Here is an 18,608-nt window from a genome sequence, read left to right as displayed (position 1 = left end):
ATTGTATGCTTAAATGGGTGTAGACTAAAGTGTAGTTGACTTTATTAAAAGGGCTTTGTGGAATTCTTACGATAATTTATGCTTTTTTTGAGTTTTACTAATGAAATTAAGCATTTTTACCGATAAAGTGAGAGTTGTGTTACACTTTTATAAGCAAGATGCTTTTAGAAGTGTTAAATGCCGTGATTGTGAGGATTTATAATGCAAAAAAGTGTGATATCACAAGTTCAATTAGGGCGCGCTTATGCTAAAACATGGCCTATGCGCAAAGAGGTCGCGCCATTATTTGCCGAGTTTAAAGTGATCAGAGCAACCGAGCTTGCGATTACAGTAATGCCTATTTTAGCCATGCTAACCTTGTTTTTTCAGCTTAATTATTTAGGCCCTGATTTTTTACCTCAAGCTATTGCCAGTAGTCTATTTTTTATCTCCTTGCCGTTACAAGGGCTTTTATGGCTAGGTAAACGTGCGCAAACAGAATTAGAACCCGCTATGCTGCAATGGTACAACGAGTTGTTTGCAAAAATGGTCGCCAACGGTTACGACGCACAAATGGGGAAAAACAAGCCCCGCTATTTGGAGCTTGCTGAATTGTTAAAAGACATGTTTGATAAAATGGATAAAACCTTTACTAAAGAGCAGTTTTAACAAACTGGCTAATATAAAATGACAAGGTAACCTTATGATGCTGTTTTTGTTCAAGTGCCTGCCAATGCTCGGGTCTGAACTTCCATGCAAAGGGTGTCATCATTATTAAATTTCTTACGTCGCTAAATGTGAGTGACACTTGCTCTGTAATGAGCTGTTGCGATGATTGTTTAAAGCCTGTTGGCGTAGCAACTTCAGTATGTTCATTTACCGTATTATAGATATATTTTTTCAACTCTTTGAGGTGCATAGGCCCAGGGCTTGCCACCACTAAACAGCCATCCTCTTTAACAAGGCGAGAAAGTTCATCGTCGAACAAAGGGGCAAACACGCTAATTAACACATCAGCAAGGTGATCATTAAAGGGCGCGTGGCTTATTGATGCCACGCTAAATTGACATTGTTTGTATCGTTTTGCTGCGTATTTTACCGCCGACTTAGATATATCAACACCATACACAGTAGCTTGCGTGTTATTTGCTATAGCATGGGTGTAAAACCCCTCGCCACACCCTAAATCAATTACTATATTTGCATTGAGCGGTTTGACTAAATTAGCTAAGGCCGTCTGTAAAAATGCATAATGGCCTTGCTCTAAAAAAGAACGCCTTGCTTGTACCATTTCTAAAGAGTCACCGGGCTGTTTAGAGTTTTTATTTTGCACGGGGAGTAAGTTTACATAGCCTTCTTTGGCAAAATCAAAGCTGTGGTTATTATCACAGCGTAATGTTTTTTCATTAAGTGCCAATGGAAGTTTGCAAATAGGGCAATGGTAATGAAGACTCATGAGCCTAAATAGTCCTTATCAAAAAAAGTTTTTACCCAGTGCGGGCGATAGGTGATCATAACAGTTATTGCCATACCGTTTAGCATTGCTTCAGGAAACGCTAAAATAGGACTGAGATAAATGTAGTTTTCTGTTAGCTGATGCCAATTATATTCGCCAATTGCGTAATAAAAAACACCCCCGAGTATAATGTTAACGCAAGCAACGACACCAGCCGTTAAAAAGCTACAAACAAATATATAGATAAAAAAGTGCCGCGCTAAGTAGTGGTAACAAAGCATAAATACAAAGTAGCTTAATAATACTGGAATAAACGCACTTATTAGTAATTTTACCGCAATCAGCTCGAATGCTATTTGTCCAAATGCAGTTAGCAGGGCTGTTGTTAATACACAACTTAAAATAGCCAGACGCCAGCCTAAAATCAGCGTAACAGCAGTAATGCCCAATATATGAAGATCAAGCCCAGGTAAAATACCGGCTTTTATACGCCATAGTAAAGCGAGCACCAGCGCGCAGGCAAACACGCCAGTTTGCCTAGCTGGCGTATTAAATAAATTGGCGTATGTTGATTTATTAGCACTTAAAAAGCCAATAACAATAACACCAATCCACAGTAATGCCTGTAATTGCACACTTAGCATAATCGTTAATTAAACTCAGACCAAATAGGCGCATGATCTGAAGGCTTGTCGATAGCACGTAATTCGTAATCTATACCGGTGTCGATACAGCGAGCTGCTAAGTCATGCGTTGCCAGAACCACATCAATCCTTAGTCCACGATTATCAACAAAACCCTTAGAGCGGTAGTCAAACCATGAGTATTGATCGTTAGTTTCTGGGTTTTGCTCCCTAAAGGTGTCTTTAAAGCCCCAGTTTAATAACGTTGCTAGCCATTCACGCTCAACGGGTTGAAATGAACATTTTCCGGTTTTTAACCAGCGTTTTGCGTTTACCTCACCAATACCAATATCTAAATCGGTTGGAGAGATATTAATATCGCCCATTACAATTACATCTTGATCAGGCGTGTAATGACTATTTAGGTGAGTCATTAAGTCTTGATAAAATTGACGTTTATAAGGGAATTTAGTTTCGTGGTTGATGTTATCGCCTTGCGGGAAGTAGCCATTCATGACATGCAGGTCACGGCCATTTTCTTGCTCTACGGTAACGCTGATCATTCGCTTTTGCGACTCATCTGTGTCGGTGGAAAAGCCTTTTAATACCGACTTAGGCTCTTTTTTGCATAACATTGCCACACCGTAATGCGCTTTTTGTCCATGAAAATAAACGTGGTAACCCATTTTTTGTACATCGTCTAGCGGAAATGCTTCATCGTGCACTTTTATCTCTTGAAGACCAATAATATCTGGCTGGTGTTTATCAATAATAGCTTGTAACTGATGTAGGCGAGCACGCAGGCCATTGATATTAAAAGAAATCACTTTCATAAAGTTTACCTTCAAATTTATTTTCATTGTTAGCTAAATTGTATCAGTATTTGGAGCGACATAACATGACTGAAACGAGAAAATAGCTGCACAAATGTTGATCAATTTTTGCTTAATGTTTAAACATTGTAAATGCAATATTAAATAATAAAATAAATAAAATATTCAATTGATATGTTAAAAGTTGTCTATATAATGCGCAAAAATCGTTTGTTTAACTCGTTCAAATAGGACTACCTGATGAAAACTCAATTACTTTTAGCCGCCTCTCTTTTTGTTTCTGTAACTGCTACTGCGCAAAGCAATACGTATTACAGCCAAGACAACAAATTAGAGTCTAACTTATGTGTAGTAAGCGCCAATGAGGGGTTTTCGGCTGCTCGTAAAATGGCAGCAAAGCACGGTGTATATTTATCGCGTTATTCAAAAAGTATCCTATGTAACGGTCAAGACATCCGTGACATTGCAAAAAAAGAAGCAGCAACGCAATCAGTTGTGTCTAAAGTAGAAGTATTTGCAAAAGATTCACACCAAGAAACACAGTTATGTATGACTGCATTAAAGCAAGGCCTACAACCAGTACGTAAGCAAATTGGTAACTTAAATTCATTAAAGTGTAATGGCCAAAGCGTTACTGATTTTGTTAAGCGTTACCAAAACGCTGCAATCTAAATTACCGTATTAGATATAAATAGCTCGGTTCTTACCGAGCTTTTTTTTTTTGCAAAAATTACCAGAGTAGCTTGCAAAAATTGCATTATTAAATATCGTAATAGAAGTTGTTCTTGGTTAATTGTTTGATTTTAATAGTTTATTTTTTTTGGCATCGTATTTGTATTACTAGATTTGAAATTTATTAATACAAGGATACGTCTGATGAAAAAATTAACGATAGCTTCTACTGTTTTAGCCGCATTGAGTTTAGCCGCTTGTTCTTCAAATCAAGGTTTTGAAAAAATCGACAGTGATTTTGCAAGCTTAGATAACGACAGCGATGGCTTTATTTCTAAAACAGAAGCCGACGATGATAGTATTTGGCAGCACTTTTCAAATATAGATACAAATATGGATAATCAAATAAGCCGTAATGAATATGATGCTTATATGCAGCTAAATGCTGGGAAAGTTGCTACAGATAGTGAAGTGAGTGAGTCTGCATTTAAGGCTGATATTGCGAAGTTTGATAAAATAGAAAATGACTTTAAAAGCTTAGATAATGATAGCAACGGTTTTATTTCAGTTTCTGAAGCTGACGATGATGATATTTCAAATCATTTTGGTTACATGGACAGCAATAAAGATAAACGAGTAAGTAAAAAAGAGTTTAATAGCTATATCCAAAAGTATGGTGATTCTGTTGCAGAGGACGATGCACTTGAGCAATTTAAAAATAGCTAAATTACATTATTAAATACACTTGATACCAAGCCAGTGTTTTTCACTGGCTTTTTTATACCTATAAAATGTTATTTTATTAATATGTTTTCCTAGTTTGCCGTTGTTCTGTCATAATAGATGGCTGTGTGTTTTTATTAACTTTAGAGTGATTATGGTTGGTCGGCGAATTAGTGATGAACAATTAATTGAAATCATTGAAGCGGCGATTTTTGTGGCAGGCAAACCCGTATCAAAACGTCATCTTAAGGACACGGTTTTAAACGACTTAGCAATTTCTATGGCGCGCATTAATGATGCTGTAGAGGCCATTCAAGTTCACTATCAGACGCGTGGAATACGTTTGGTTGAGGTAGGCAGTGGCTATCGTTTTCAAGCGTGCAGTAGTTTAAGCCCATGGTTGAGTAATTTATGGCAAGAACGTGCCCCTAAATACTCGAGAGCTTTACTCGAAACCCTGTCGTTAATTGCATACAAGCAACCCATTACCCGTGGTGAAATTGAGCAAGTGCGGGGTGTAGCAACTGGCTCAAATATTATTAAAACTCTGCTTGAAAGAGAGTGGATTAAAGTAGTTGGGCATAAAGAAGTACCCGGTAAACCGGCACTTTATGCAACGACTAAACAATTTTTAGATTATTTTTCGATAACGGGACTTCATGATTTACCCGCATTGCCAGAGCAACAGCAAAGTAAAATTACCCAGTTATTAAGTGATCCTTCTGTGAGAGAACCATCCGAATGAGTATACAAGGTGAAAAGTTACAAAAAGTCCTAGCCCGTGCAGGTGTAGGCTCACGCCGTGAAATGGAAAAATACATTGATGCAAATCGTGTGAGTGTAAATGGTAAAGTAGCTAAGTTAGGCGACAGGGTTGAAGAAACCGATTTAATTCGTGTTGACGGCCATACCGTTAAAATAGAAGAAAAAGCAGACAGAATTTGTCGTGTAATTATGTATAACAAACCAGAAGGCGAGTTAAGTACGCGTAAAGACCCTGAAGGCCGTAGAACCGTTTTTGACCGCTTACCTCGTATTGATGGCGATCGCTGGATAGCAGTAGGCCGATTAGACGTGAATACCTCAGGCCTAATGCTGTTTACCAATGACGGTGAATTGGCAAACCGCTTAATGCACCCAAGCTATGAAGTTGAACGCGAATATTCAGCACGTGTATTTGGTGAAGTCACTGACGAAACAATGAAAAACTTACTACGTGGCGTAGAACTTGAAGATGGCCCCGCAAAGTTCACTGGTATCAAGCCTATGGGCGGTGAAGGTATTAATCGTTGGTATAATGTAACGCTTAACGAAGGTCGTAACCGTGAAGTGCGTCGTTTATGGCAATCACAAGATGTGGAAGTATCACGTCTTATTCGTATTCGTTACGGTAAATTAGAGCTTGATAAGCGTGTACCGCAAGGTGGCTGGATTGAGTATGATTTAGATACGGTTAACTATTTACGTAAAACAGTAAAGCTTGGCAAAGAAACACAAACTAAGCTGTCGGTTATTCCTGAAAAGCGTAAAGACAAGCGCGCTAAAATAAACCAAATTCGCAAGGCGGTTAAAAAGCACAATCAACGTGTAAAACCGACTAAACGTAAGTAATTAAAGCATAAAACAACAAAGCCGCTTTTTATAGCGGCTTTTTTACGTTTAAAACTAAATATTACTTTTTAGCTTGTGCGTCTAACGATTGGCCATTGATATTTTTTGAGTCATCACTCATTAAATACAGATAAGTTGGCATTAAATCTTCAGGTGTTGCTAGTAAATCACGATCTTCACCTGGAAATGCACTTGCACGCATTGATGTACGTGTTGCGCCTGGATTGATGCAGTTAACACGGATTGGCGTTTTTTCAACTTCACACGCCCATGTTTGCATCATACCCTCTACCGCAAACTTAGAAATAGCGTAAGGTCCCCAAAATTCTCTTCCTTTACGACCTACACCCGATGAGGTAAATACCACTGAAGCACTTTTTGACTTACGCATTACAGGGAACAACGCTTTGGTGATCATCGCTTGTGCAGTTACGTTTACTTTCATTACATTTTCGAATGTTGATGAACAAAAGTGCTCCAACGGCCCTAAAGTACCTAAAATACCAGCGTTATTTAATAGTCCATCAAGGCGGCCAAATTGACTTTCGATAGTTGCAGCAAGGTCGCGGTAGTTTTGTTTAGTTGCACCTTTTAAGTCCATAGGCACAATCGCTGGCTGTGGGTAGCCTGCATTGACGATTTCGTCATACACACATTCTAGTTTATTAGTTGTTTTTCCTAATAAAATAACGGTTGCACCATGTTTAGCATAAGTAATTGCTGCAACACGGCCGATACCATCACCTGCGCCTGTTATCAAAATTACTTTGTCTTTAAGTGCGTTTTCAGTTGCTTGATAGGTATGCATAAAAGTACCAATGTTTAAATTTTTTTTGATTTTAACATAGCAAATCGACAAGTAATCGAATTTATTACAAATTTAGGTGGCGAAACTAGAAAGTTTACGTTAAGTTTAACTGGTCTAATGTCTCATTAATATACTAGCTACATTATTTTAACTTAATTACACTGACTATAAACACACTATAAAAATAAGATTTGTGCGGAGAACACTATGAAAAAAATGCTACTCTCGCTCTCAGTTGCAGCTGCATTAGCAGGCTGTGGCGGCGGAGAAACGTTAGAAGATGTTAAAAACGATTCAGTTACAGTTATTCCAAAAGCTACGGTAAAATTTGACCCTGCAAATGGTGTAATTTCGGTTCCTAATGATTTATTGATGAGCGGTACGCGCGATGGCACATTAAACATTCCTGGTGAGCTAAATGACGAAAATGTTTCTATCCCTCGCGCTGCGTATGCGGATCCGCAACTTGCACTAGGGGCACTTGATGGCTGGTCTACGCAAGTTCCTTTTAAAATAGATTTAACGTTTCCACCGGGCATTAGCCTAGATGAAACGTCTGCAGCTTCACCAGGCTCAGTACGTATTTTTGAAGTGATCATGGGTGCAAGCCTAACAGATGCCGAATGCTCACAAGCACCAGCCGGTGCTGCATGTAAATTAGTGGGCGAATTAACCTTTGGTGTTGATTTTGTTACACAAGGCTCTGGAGACGCGGTTGCAATTATTCCACTTAAGCCATTTAAGGCTGGTAGCTCGTACATTAATGTATTAACGACTGGGCTTAAAGATTCAGAAGGTCGCTCAATTGAGCCATCATCAACATATGCGACTGTTAAACAAGAAGCACCGTTAGTAACGCCATCACAACTTGCGCTGCAAGGGGCTGTTAACAGCTACGAAAACGTAGTGGTAAGCTCAGGAAATATCACCAAAGACGATATTATTTACTCAGCTGCCATGACGATGCAATCAGCAGGTCCTGTGCTTGGCACGATTAAAAAGGTTTTAGCAGCAAGCTTAACAGAGCCAACAATTCCAACGCCTGCGTTGCAAATTCCAACACAGCCTATGGCTAATGTACAACAAGCGTTTGCAATACAAGGTGTAACGGTGCCTGACGTATTCCAAGTAGCACAGTATCAAAAAGGCAGCATCCAGCTACCTATGTATTTAGGTACACCTACGGGTAAAGAGATCAGTGATTTAAATGATACTTACTGGCAAGGTATGTGTGACAGTGCCGTTGCTATTTTAGGTTACAAAGCGCAAGCAGGTGAAGCGTTCCCAACTGATCCCATTAGCACTAACGATGCGATGTGTGCTGCTTTGAGTGATGGACAGCTTCGTGACTTAGGGCTTGATAGCACTAAACACTTAACTAAATATAACTCACTTCCTAAAATGCAAAGTATGGAAAATGTGCCAGTACAAATTACCAAACCGATTTTACCGGTTGTTAATGCGTACCGAACAGGCTTAGGTTTAGAGCCTTTTGCTGCTATGCCAGAAAATGGCTGGCCAGTGGTTATTATGCAACACGGTATTACCACACAAAAAGAAAGCATGTTAACGCTAACAGCGCAGCTTTCATTGCAAGGCTTTGCAACGGTTGCAATTGACCATCCTCGTCATGGCGAGCGTGGAATAGATGTTGATGTTGATGGCACAGATGACTTTAACGCAACATCAGGCTCTGTACTTAGTTACATGAACCTAAGCTCGTTATTGGTCGCTAGAGACAGCTTACGCCAGTCAAGTGCTGACTTACTTGGTTTACGTTTAGGCTTAAACTTCAGTGGTGATAGTTCACTCAATTCTAGAGATGTATCTTATATTGGCCATTCACTGGGCTCAATTGTAGCGCCTGCATTTATTGCACAAGCGAATAGCCCATTGGCTGATCAAGTAGACCCACTCTTTAAAGTTAATGCTGTTGCATTGGCAAGCGGCGGTGGCGGTATTGCTAGCTTCTTATTAGAGTCAGCCGCGTTTGGTCCATTTATTCAAGGCTCTGTACTTTCTCAAGCTGGAACTGCTGAAGCTGACGAGTTTAATGCATTCTTAAATGCTGGTGCGTTATCAAACTGTGGCGCCTTGTTACCAGACATGCAGGACTTCTTAAGCTGTGGCTTTAATGAATTTGCAGCATCGCTAACGATGGCGGGAGAAGCTGATAAATTGGCTAACATTAAGGGCGTGATGACGCAGTTTGTATTTGCAGCTCAAACCGCATTGGATAGTGGCGACCCGACTAACTATGCAGCAACGGTTAAAGCACTAGAAACACCTGTGTATATGAATGTTGTTGTTGGTGATGGTACTGATAGTAACAAGCCAGACCAAGTTATTCCGCCGATGACTGCTAACAATCCAATTGCAGGTACACTACCTCTAGCTAACTTTATGGGGTTAGAAACAGTGAGTACAACTCAAGCACCAACAGAGATGGGCGCTAGCTATTTAGTTAAATTTAACACAGGTCATCATGGCTCGGTATTGACACCGGCGCAAGATGAAAGACAGTCGTCTACAGCAGCGGGCAGCGCAGCAGCTAATGCAGAAATGCAATTGCAAATTGCAACTTATCTAGCATCGCGTGGACGTTTATTATCTGTATCAGATACTGACATTGTGACTAATTAATAATCAACCACTCAATTAAGTCTAAAAAGCCACTGTATAGTGGCTTTTTTTTATTTTAAAGCATGCTAAATTGGCTGAAATTTATAAACGGAGAACACAGTTGGAATTTTTATACGAGTACGGCTTATTTTTTGCAAAAACCATTACCTTTGTTATTGCTATTGCTGTGATTTTAACCTTAATTGTAAGCTCGGCTGTTAAGCCAAAAGCGAAAAAAGGTGAGATTGAAATTGATGACCTATCAGAGCAGCTGACCAATATAAAAGAAAGCTTTTTAAATAATACGCTAGGTAAAAAAGAGTTAAAAGCCTATCAAAAACAACAAAAAGCAGAGCAAAAAAAAGCGGACAAAGAAGCGCCTAAATCACGACTCTATGTTATTGACTTTAATGGCAGTATGGACGCACATGAAGTAGAAAGCTTGCGCGAAGAAGTGACCGCGATAATTTCGATAGCGGATGCAAAAAAAGATAAAGTGTTAGTTCGCCTTGAAAGTGGTGGTGGCGTGGTACATGGCTATGGTTTAGCTGCATCACAATTACAACGTTTAAAGTCAGCCGGTATTGAGTTGACTGTATCAATAGATAAAGTCGCCGCCAGTGGTGGTTACATGATGGCTTGTGTGGCTGATCATATTATTGCAGCACCGTTTGCAATTGTTGGCTCTATTGGTGTTATTGCACAAATTCCAAATTTTAATAAAATTTTAAAGAAAAATGATGTCGAGTTTGAGCAAATAACGGCGGGTGAATTTAAACGCACGTTAACTTTATTTGGTGAAAATACCGATAAAGCCCGCGAAAAGTTCCGTGAAGAGATAGAGCAAACTCATGTATTGTTTAAAACTTTTGTGAGCACTCAGCGCCCAAGTTTAAATATGGATTTAGTGGCAACGGGTGAACATTGGTTTGCAACCCAAGCAATTGAAAAAGGGTTAGTCGATACTATTAAAACCAGCGATGATGCGTTGTTAGAGCAACAACAGCACTATCAAATTTATAAAGTGCAATACAAGATTAAAAAAGGATTAAGTGACAAGCTGGCAATGGGTTTGAGCCATGGTGTGAATAAAGCGGGTGTAAGTTTAATGTCAAAGTTTAAGGCGTTAAACCCTTAATAATTTAATCACTTAAACCCAACAAAAAAGCCTTGTTACTTAACGAAGTAGCAAGGCTTTTTTTATGACTATTGTCAGAAATACTAATCAATAGATTTGTGGTAGTCCTCTAAATCTTTAGCTGCATTAGGGTCGTTAAAGATACTTTCATCTAGTTCCCCTTCGCTTTTAGCGACGACACACGTAACCATACAGTCACCCGTTACGTTTACTGCTGTACGGGTCATATCAAGCAATCTGTCTACACCAATAATAATGGCGATACCCTCAACAGGTAAGCCAACTTGGTTAAGTACCATGGCTAGCATAATCAAACCAACACCAGGTACACCCGCCGTACCAACAGAGGCAAGCGTTGCAGTTAGTATCACCATTAAGTAATCAGAAATAGTTAAGTCAACACTAAATACCTGAGCGATAAATACCGTAGCCACACCTTGCATAATTGCGGTGCCATCCATGTTAATGGTTGCACCAAGCGGAATAGTAAACGAAGCGACCGAATTATTAGCGCCAAGCTTTTTAGTTGCCGTTTCAAGTGTAATAGGCATAGTCGCGCTTGAACTTGAGGTACTAAAAGCAAATAAACAAGTGTGCTTCATTTTAGCCAAGAAAGTGAGCGGGTTTAGACCCGTGAGTATTTTTAGCAGTAGGGTGTAGTTTACAAATGCGTGTAGTAATAAGGCTAATACAACCACGCCAAAGTACTTAGCTAAACTCACAATTAAGTTTAGTTCAATGGTAGTGAACAATTTAGCCATTAAGAAAAATACGCCGTAAGGGGCAATGTTCATTAGCAAAGTAACCAGTTTTAAGATAACGGTGTTTAAGTCTTCAAATACAGTAGCGACACGTTTACCTGCCTTTCCGCTAAGTGCCATTGCAATACCGAATAATAGAGCAAACACAATTACTTGTAACATGTTGCCCTTTGCCATTGCTTCAAAAGGGTTGGTAGGGAACATATCAATAATTACGCGAGCTAAAGTAGGCGCTTCTTTGGCATCATAACTTGCTTGAGAGGGTAACCCAATGCCTTCACCTGGGTTAAATAGTAACGCTAAGGTTATCGCGACTGTAATCGCTATTGCCGTTGTAACTAAGTATAAACCAATTGATTTACCGCCTAAACGGCCTAATTTCTTAGGATCGCTTAAACTGCAGGTACCACATACCAGTGATACAAATACTAAAGGCACAACCAGCATTTTCAAACTGGCTATAAATATTTGCCCACCTACATGGAAAAGGCCATCAACAAAAAAGGCTTTAATTGGCAAAGAGAATAACCCAAGAGGAATTAGGTAATCGTCTTCACCAGCTAATATAGCCTGAAATATAAAGCCTACTGCAACACCAAGCACCATACCAATCATGATGCGAGTAGTTAAACTCATTGAACGGATTTTAGACATATTTCCAATCTATTTTTTATAAATTTGGCATAGACTAACAGCATGTAATTTTTTTTACAGAAAAAACGTCAACTTTTTAAAAATTTTTATCAAAAAAAGGAGTAAAAAACTGAGATTTTAGACTAAGTTATAGGTTAACATTAAGTAAATAAGTTTAACTTAGTAATAGCGCAACGGAGAAACCTATGCCTTTAACTCGTTTGCTCAGCATTATATGGCTCAGCACATTACTCATCGCCTGTGGCGGTGGTGGCTCACTGGAAAAAGAAAGTGGAACCGTTGGCGGTGATACTGGAGGCACCGGTGGAGACGTTGTCGAACAAGCAATTCAAGTTGAACTTGATTTTGAAGATAGAATTGTTACTGCCGATAACCCGCTAGAGGTGGTTGCAACGGTAACCGGAAGTGATGGTCAACCTGTTGTGCGTCAAGAGGTCAGCTTTACCACAACACTGGGTTCTTTTATACCGGCTACAGGTAGCGCTTTAACAAATTCCAGCGGTGTTGCAACTATCGAGCTTAGCGCGGGTAGTGTTGAAGGAGCAGGAACCATTGTTGCCAGCTACGAAGACGCAACAAGTAAACTTGGCTTTTACACGGCAGGTGATGAGCCTCAATCGAATGACTCAACCGCAAATATTGACATTAAAATTTTACAAAACTGCCCTGATAGCTGGTTAAATATAGACAGAGATTCTATAGAGCTTGATCCATCTGACTGTTCTCAAAATAGTAATTTACTTGGGCAACAAGCTATTGTATACGCAAAAATCACAAAACCTGGCAGTAATACGCCAGCAAGTAATGTATTGGTTCAAGCGACAACAACGCTAGGTATTTTATTACCTGAAAGCTTAACGGCTAAAACGGATGCGTTTGGTGTTGCTATTTTGAATTTATTGCCTGGCAGTAGCTCAGGTGTTGGCCAAGTTGAGTTAACTGCTCAGGGCGGCGTTGCGAGTGCTTTATTTGAAATTAACGCTGTTCAAGTAAATGTAAATTTAAGCGCGGGTATTGCAACTGGTGATGTGTTGTCTGCAGGTTCTACTACTATTATTACCGCTCAGATTGTAGATGGCAGCAATAACTTATTCACCACTCCACTTGAAGTACAATTTACCTCGGCATGTGCAGAAGAATCTACACCTAGAGCCACTATCGATAGTGTGGTAACTAGCATTGGCGGCACGGCAAGCGCAACTTATAAAGCGGATGGTTGTAATGGTATAGATACGATTACAGCAACCGTGGTTACCGGTGGCAACGTTGCCACTAAAACAATTAATATTAATGTAGCTGCCGCTCAAACGGGTTCAATCGCGTTTATGGGTGTGACCAATCAAGTGTTAGCTATTAAAGGAGCTGGCGGTCAGACTCTCACTGAAAATTCAGAGCTTACCTTTAAACTTTTAGATATTAATGGTAACCCTGTTGGTCAAAAGCAGATTGATTTTGCTCTTTCGCAAAACCCCGGCGGCGCGTTGCTAGACAGTGCATTTCAGTTTACCAATAACGAAGGTTTAGTAACTGTAAATGTCCGCTCAGGAAGAGCCGCAGGAGTTTTATCTGTTATTGCATCACATCAAGTTGAGGCTGGCGACACATCACAAAATAATGTGATTTCTATTGTGTCAAATGACATAACCATTACCACTGGTGTGCCAGATCAGGATAGTTTTACGCTTGCAGTGCAAACATTTAATACCGAGTCATTAAATGAAGCCGGGGTGACAACAGACTTAACTGTATTTGCAGCCGATCACTTTAATAATTTTGTTCCTGATAACACGGCAATTTATATAGCCAGCGAAGGTGGTGCAGTAGGCACAATAGATGATCAACAATTTACACCTTTATTACTTTGTCGCACCATAGATGGTGTGTGTAAAGCGCAGTGGCGTAGCCAAAACCCAATTCCTTATCATTACAGCATTTATAAAAACTCTGTGGCTGATAAGTGTGACCGTTTTTTTGGTCAAGCAGCACCTTGTACATTAGGTATCAGAGAGTCACAACTAGACACAAACGGCAATCTACTTACCTATCTTGATAGTAGTGGTAACCCGATATCACTTGCGGATGCGCCAAGTAATGCGCCAATAGATTATCCATTAGGTGGTCGTGTAAGCTTGCTAGCATACTCAGTGGGTGAAGAATCATTTAATGATGTATCTGCTAACGGTGAATTTGATCAAAACGAGTTTGATTCTACATTACAAGATTTACCTGAAGCATTTATAGATTTTAATGAAAACGGTATTTTTGACGGAAATTTACCCGCACCTGCGAACCCTGTAAATTCTAATGGCGGTGAGGATGAGTGGTATGTGGAGCGCTCTGGTGCACTAAATAATGGTCAGTTTGATTCCGGCGATGGCATTTACAATGGCTTGTTATGTAGTGACGAGGCGCTTGCTGCAAATGCATGTACGCGTGAAACAGTAAATGTACGCGATCGTTCAGAGTTAGTGATGTCTGGAAGTACACCTTACATTAGAGCTGTAACGGCTTTAGATGACTGTAGTTTAAGTGATGGTATTCGCTTAGAAGCTTCCGATATGGCGGGTATGTGTGACATAAACCTTATTGATATTAGCAATTCCACACCTTACAGCGCGATTTCAGTGACTATCTTCTTCAGTGATATTCATAATAATCCATTGCCTGCAGGTACTACAGTTACTGTCACTGCCGACAATGGTGTGTTAAGAGGGTTAACAGATTACACCGTTGTAAATACTGCTCAACAAGTGCCTATCTCTGTTTCAGTAAATATTACAAAAGAGGCTGAGCCAAATGATGTTGATTCTGGCTTTTTATACATCGAATTTGTGACCCCTGGTGGAGTGAAAACTCAATATACCGTGATGTCGATTTTAGACGAGCCTAAGGTTTAAAATTAATAAAGCATAGAAAATGCCAACCAATAAGGTTGGCATTTTTGTTTCTATTCTATATATTCCACATCAATTATTCAAAAAGCACTGGTTTGATTAAATTTACAACAGAAATTGTTTGTTTATTCAGTAAATACTGAAAAGTTTGTATTAAAAGCTTGTAAGAACTAGTGTTTGTAGATATACCTATAAATATTCGCGCCGCATGAGTCGGCTAAACACATTTAAAAAACTAGGTTAGAAATAGGCAACTATGGGCAAATCGCTAGTAATTGTAGAGTCACCTGCTAAGGCTAAAACAATTAATAAATACTTAGGTAATGATTTTATCGTTAAGTCCAGTATTGGACACGTACGAGATTTACCTACTTCAGGTTCTGGCAAAAACAAAGCACCAGCAAGCAAAACGCCTGCTGAGGTGCGTAAAATGCCACCTGATGAGAAAGCAGCGTATAAAGAGCAACGTGACTACACTAACTTAGTCGCGCGAATGGGCATCGATCCTGAAAAAGGATGGGAGCCACATTACGAAATATTGCCGGGTAAAGAAAAGGTTGTTCAAGAATTACAAAAGCTTGCCCAAAATGCTGATCAAATCTATCTCGCAACGGATTTGGATAGAGAAGGGGAAGCTATTGCTTGGCACCTTCAAGAAATTATTGGTGGCGAGCCAGAAAAATATAAGCGTGTTGTTTTTAACGAAATCACTAAAAATGCAATACAACAAGCATTCGAAACCCCAGGTGAGTTAAACACCGACATGGTTTATGCACAGCAGACCCGTCGCTTCTTAGACCGTGTTGTTGGCTTTATGGTATCGCCCCTATTATGGGCTAAAGTAGCGCGTGGTTTATCAGCGGGTCGAGTGCAATCTGTTGCAGTGCGTTTATTAGTTGAACGCGAACGTGAAATTAAAGCATTTATTCCTGAAGAATTTTGGGACATTCATGCCGATGTTAAAAATAGCGAGTCTGACCTACGTTTAGAAGTCACTAAACAAGCAGACAAGCCATTTAAGCCAGTAAATGAAGCTCAGGCTAGTGCAGCAGTTAAAAGCCTTGAGAATGCCGAATATAAAGTTGTCAGCGTTGAAGAGAAACCAAGTAAGAGCCGTCCAAGTGCGCCATTTATTACTTCAACAATGCAACAAGCAGCAAGTACCCGATTAGGTTATGGCGTTAAAAAGACCATGATGCTTGCCCAGCGTTTATACGAGGGGGGTTATATTACTTATATGCGTACCGATTCAACTAATTTATCGAAAGATGCGGTTGAAATGTGTCGCGAATACGTAACCAATGAGTTTGGTGCCAAGTATTTACCAGCTGATCCGATTAACTATAGCTCTAAAGGTAATGCACAAGAGGCGCACGAAGCGATTCGTCCTTCTAGCGTATCAGTGCTTTCTGGGCATGTTGAAGGTGTGGATGCCGATGCGAAAAAGCTTTATGAGCTTATTTGGCGTCAGTTTGTGGCCTGTCAAATGGTGCCAGCTGAGTACGATTTAACCACCTTAACGGTCGCTGCCAACGATTTTACATTGAAAGCAAAAGGCCGTGTTTTACGTTTTGATGGTTGGACTAAAGTGCAACCGGCAGTACGTAAAAAGAATGAAGAAGATCAATCGCTGCCTGCTGTTAAGCAAGGCGAGGTGCTCACGTTAGTTGAGCTTGATCCTAAGCAGCACTTTACTAAGCCACCGGCTCGTTTTAGTGAAGCAAGCTTAGTTAAAGAGCTTGAGAAACGTGGGATTGGTCGTCCATCTACGTATGCCTCTATTATATCAACGATACAAGACCGTGGTTATGTACGAGTAGAAAATCGTCGCTTTTTCGCTGAAAAAATGGGGGAGATTGTCACCGATCGCCTTGTTGAAAACTTTACCGATTTAATGAACTTCGATTTTACCGCTAAAATGGAAGGCCGTTTAGATGATATCGCCGAAGGTGAGCGTGTTTGGACGCAGGTACTTGATAAGTTTTATGCCGATTTTTCAACCCAGTTAAACATTGCCAAAGGTGAACCCGATGAAGGCGGTATGCGTCTTAATCAAATGGTAGAAACTGACATTGACTGCCCAACGTGTGGCAGAAAAATGGGTATTCGTACTGCTTCAACGGGCGTATTCTTAGGATGTACTGGTTATAACCTGCCACCTAAAGAGCGCTGTACTACCACTATGAACTTAGTGTCGGGTGATGAAGCGGTTGCAGCTGATGTTGAAGACGTTGAAACAGAAACATTAATGCAAATGAAGCGCTGTCCAATTTGTGAAACAGCGATGGATTCATACCTTATCGATGAAACCCGTAAACTACACGTGTGTGGTAATAACCCAGCGTGTCATGGGCATGTGGTTGAAGAGGGTACGTTTAAAATTAAAGGTTACGACGGCCCTATTATTGAATGTGATAAATGTGGCGCTGATATGGAATTAAAATCAGGTCGATTTGGTAAGTATTTTGGCTGTAACAATGACGAGTGTAAAAATACCCGTAAGTTATTAAAAAATGGCGAAGCCGCGCCACCAAAAGAAGATCCCGTTCATATTCCTGAATTAGAATGTGAAAAGTCTGAAGCCTATTTTGTATTACGTGATGGTGCTGCAGGTATTTTCTTAGCAGCAAATACGTTCCCTAAATCACGAGAAACACGCGCCCCCAAAGTAGAAGAGTTACAGCGTTTTAGAGATCGTATTTCGCCTAAGTTTTACTACTTAGCTGATGCACCAGCTAAAGATCCTGATGGTAATCTTGCTGTTGTGCGTTACAGTCGTAAGAATAAATCACAGTATGTAATGACTGAGGTTGATGGCAAAGCAACTGGTTGGACGGCACACTACGAAGGTGGTAAATGGGTAGAAGAGGCAAAGAAAAAAGCCGCGCCTAAAAAGAAAGCCGCCGCTAAAAAAGCGCCTGCTAAAAGTAAAGCGAAAGCAAAAGTAAAAAAAGACGATGAATAATTAATTATTCACCGCTTTAAGTAATAAAAAACCGGAATGCACAGCCTGTGACAGTTCCGGTTTTTTTTTGTCAAATCAAACCTATCGCAATGGCATTTTTAATCTGTTTTTTTACTTTACAGGATTAAAAAATGTAACCAATTTAGGTTCAATTCACTCAATTATTCATTAAATTTTAACAGCAGTGACTTTGTTATAGCCTTCAGATGTTAGTTCATCATTCACACACTTTAAAACATAGTTATAAAGCTCTTCATTGCTTACGTCGTCTTCTTTAGCCCAACTAACACACATTTCTGTGAATTCCTGAATCGTCTCAGCTGAAGCGTCTGTAGCATCGTTTGCCACTGCATTAGCAGCAGATAAAACGAAAAATGGTGCAACGATTAACGCGAGTAATGCTTTATTCATTTTCTTATTCCTAAAAATGGAGTAACAATCGAGTTATGCATTCATACAATGCCTACATAAAACAAGTGTAACCAAGCCAGAACATCTCTGTTGGTATATTGATTTTTAATCGAATATAAAATAAAGGGAAACGAAATATTTTTATCGTCAAGATGAGCGTATCGCGTAAAAGTGTTTAACCTTAACTAATTGTGTTACAGCTAAATTTAGGCTAATGTCGCGTTTTAATTTTTAGGTGTTCTTATGTCAGAGCCACATACAAATAATATAAATAAAAAAATACAACCTGTTCATAAAGTAGAGCATGCTCTTGAGTCGTTTATATTTAAAGGACGCTGGTTATTAGCCCCATTTTTTGTCGGTTTACTATTTGCTGTGGTTTTATTACTAATAAAATTTTTTAAACAGCTGTATTTGATGGGGATCGCAACGTTTACTGCCAGTAATCAAGAGTTGTT

The 18,608-nt window shown here is 39.7% G+C and carries 16 protein-coding genes; 10 read left to right on the top strand and 6 right to left on the bottom strand.

Annotated features, from left to right (window positions below):
• The first annotated feature begins 201 nt into the window (after positions 1-201).
• Positions 202-648 (top strand): terminus macrodomain insulation protein YfbV, encoded by a 447-nt coding sequence (yfbV, locus tag QL984_RS17265; RefSeq protein ID WP_036956398.1) that lies wholly within the window; start codon positions 202-204, stop codon positions 646-648.
• Here the strand turns inward: yfbV and rlmA are convergent.
• Genes rlmA through xthA form a run of 3 tightly spaced genes read right to left on the bottom strand, consistent with a single transcriptional unit; the run spans position 632 to position 2,891 of the window.
• Complete coding sequence (rlmA, locus tag QL984_RS17260; protein WP_013464793.1) at positions 632-1,435, bottom strand: 23S rRNA (guanine(745)-N(1))-methyltransferase; 804 nt, start codon at positions 1,433-1,435, stop codon at positions 632-634. The two genes, yfbV and rlmA, sit on opposite strands and share 17 nt — an antisense overlap.
• A complete protein-coding gene (locus QL984_RS17255; RefSeq protein ID WP_290173061.1) occupies positions 1,432-2,079 on the bottom strand; it encodes an energy-coupling factor ABC transporter permease in 648 nt (215 codons plus the stop codon). Before QL984_RS17255 ends, rlmA begins: the two co-directional genes overlap by 4 nt.
• Positions 2,080-2,084: 5 nt before the next feature.
• Entirely contained in the window at positions 2,085-2,891 is an 807-nt protein-coding gene (gene xthA / locus QL984_RS17250) for an exodeoxyribonuclease III (RefSeq protein WP_013464795.1), read from the bottom strand.
• A gap of 240 nt (positions 2,892-3,131) precedes the next feature.
• Here xthA and QL984_RS17245 point away from each other — a divergent pair, with 240 nt between their 5' ends.
• The 4 genes from QL984_RS17245 (at position 3,132) to rluB (ending at position 5,897) form a co-directional block, all read left to right on the top strand.
• Positions 3,132-3,563, top strand: coding sequence for a hypothetical protein (locus QL984_RS17245; protein WP_013464796.1), 432 nt, complete (start codon positions 3,132-3,134; stop codon positions 3,561-3,563).
• Between the two features lie 204 nt (positions 3,564-3,767).
• On the top strand, positions 3,768-4,289 hold the full coding sequence (locus QL984_RS17240; protein WP_290173060.1) for an EF-hand domain-containing protein: 522 nt from the start codon (positions 3,768-3,770) through the stop codon (positions 4,287-4,289).
• A gap of 151 nt (positions 4,290-4,440) precedes the next feature.
• On the top strand, positions 4,441-5,031 hold the full coding sequence (gene scpB / locus QL984_RS17235) for an SMC-Scp complex subunit ScpB (protein ID WP_013464798.1): 591 nt from the start codon (positions 4,441-4,443) through the stop codon (positions 5,029-5,031).
• Complete coding sequence (gene rluB / locus QL984_RS17230) at positions 5,028-5,897, top strand: 23S rRNA pseudouridine(2605) synthase RluB (RefSeq protein ID WP_008110001.1); 870 nt, start codon at positions 5,028-5,030, stop codon at positions 5,895-5,897. Before scpB ends, rluB begins: the two co-directional genes overlap by 4 nt.
• Before the next feature lie 61 nt (positions 5,898-5,958).
• Here the strand turns inward: rluB and QL984_RS17225 are convergent, their stop codons facing one another.
• Entirely contained in the window at positions 5,959-6,705 is a 747-nt protein-coding gene (locus QL984_RS17225; RefSeq protein ID WP_028835839.1) for a YciK family oxidoreductase, read from the bottom strand.
• Between the two features lie 207 nt (positions 6,706-6,912).
• Between QL984_RS17225 and QL984_RS17220 the strand changes: the two genes are divergently transcribed.
• Together QL984_RS17220 and sohB are read left to right on the top strand one after the other, a co-directional pair.
• Positions 6,913-9,348, top strand: coding sequence for a VolA/Pla-1 family phospholipase (locus tag QL984_RS17220; RefSeq protein WP_036956409.1), 2,436 nt, complete (start codon positions 6,913-6,915; stop codon positions 9,346-9,348).
• Between the two features lie 100 nt (positions 9,349-9,448).
• On the top strand, positions 9,449-10,465 hold the full coding sequence (sohB, locus tag QL984_RS17215) for a protease SohB (protein ID WP_028835837.1): 1,017 nt from the start codon (positions 9,449-9,451) through the stop codon (positions 10,463-10,465).
• Between the two features lie 83 nt (positions 10,466-10,548).
• On the opposite strand, the gene QL984_RS17210 is transcribed toward sohB, so the two are convergent.
• Entirely contained in the window at positions 10,549-11,880 is a 1,332-nt protein-coding gene (locus QL984_RS17210; RefSeq protein WP_013464802.1) for a dicarboxylate/amino acid:cation symporter, read from the bottom strand.
• 185 nt (positions 11,881-12,065) lie between these two features.
• Between QL984_RS17210 and QL984_RS17205 the strand changes: the two genes are divergently transcribed.
• Together QL984_RS17205 and topA are read left to right on the top strand one after the other, a co-directional pair.
• Positions 12,066-14,777: an Ig-like domain-containing protein gene (locus QL984_RS17205; protein ID WP_290173055.1), complete on the top strand. Its 2,712-nt coding sequence runs from the start codon at positions 12,066-12,068 to the stop codon at positions 14,775-14,777.
• 253 nt (positions 14,778-15,030) lie between these two features.
• A complete protein-coding gene (topA, locus tag QL984_RS17200; protein ID WP_290173053.1) occupies positions 15,031-17,739 on the top strand; it encodes a type I DNA topoisomerase in 2,709 nt (902 codons plus the stop codon).
• Positions 17,740-17,907: 168 nt separating this feature from the next.
• On the opposite strand, the gene QL984_RS17195 is transcribed toward topA, so the two are convergent.
• On the bottom strand, positions 17,908-18,150 hold the full coding sequence (locus QL984_RS17195; protein WP_016899532.1) for a hypothetical protein: 243 nt from the start codon (positions 18,148-18,150) through the stop codon (positions 17,908-17,910).
• A gap of 243 nt (positions 18,151-18,393) precedes the next feature.
• Here QL984_RS17195 and QL984_RS17190 point away from each other — a divergent pair.
• Positions 18,394-18,608, top strand: a 215-nt coding sequence (locus QL984_RS17190; RefSeq protein WP_290173051.1) for a YqhA family protein, incomplete at its 3' end; no start/stop codon positions are given.

It is taken from the genome of Pseudoalteromonas sp. APC 3495 (genome assembly GCF_030407645.1).
Classification (GTDB): domain Bacteria; phylum Pseudomonadota; class Gammaproteobacteria; order Enterobacterales; family Alteromonadaceae; genus Pseudoalteromonas; species Pseudoalteromonas tetraodonis.
This window is presented reverse-complemented; position numbering and strand designations above follow the sequence as displayed.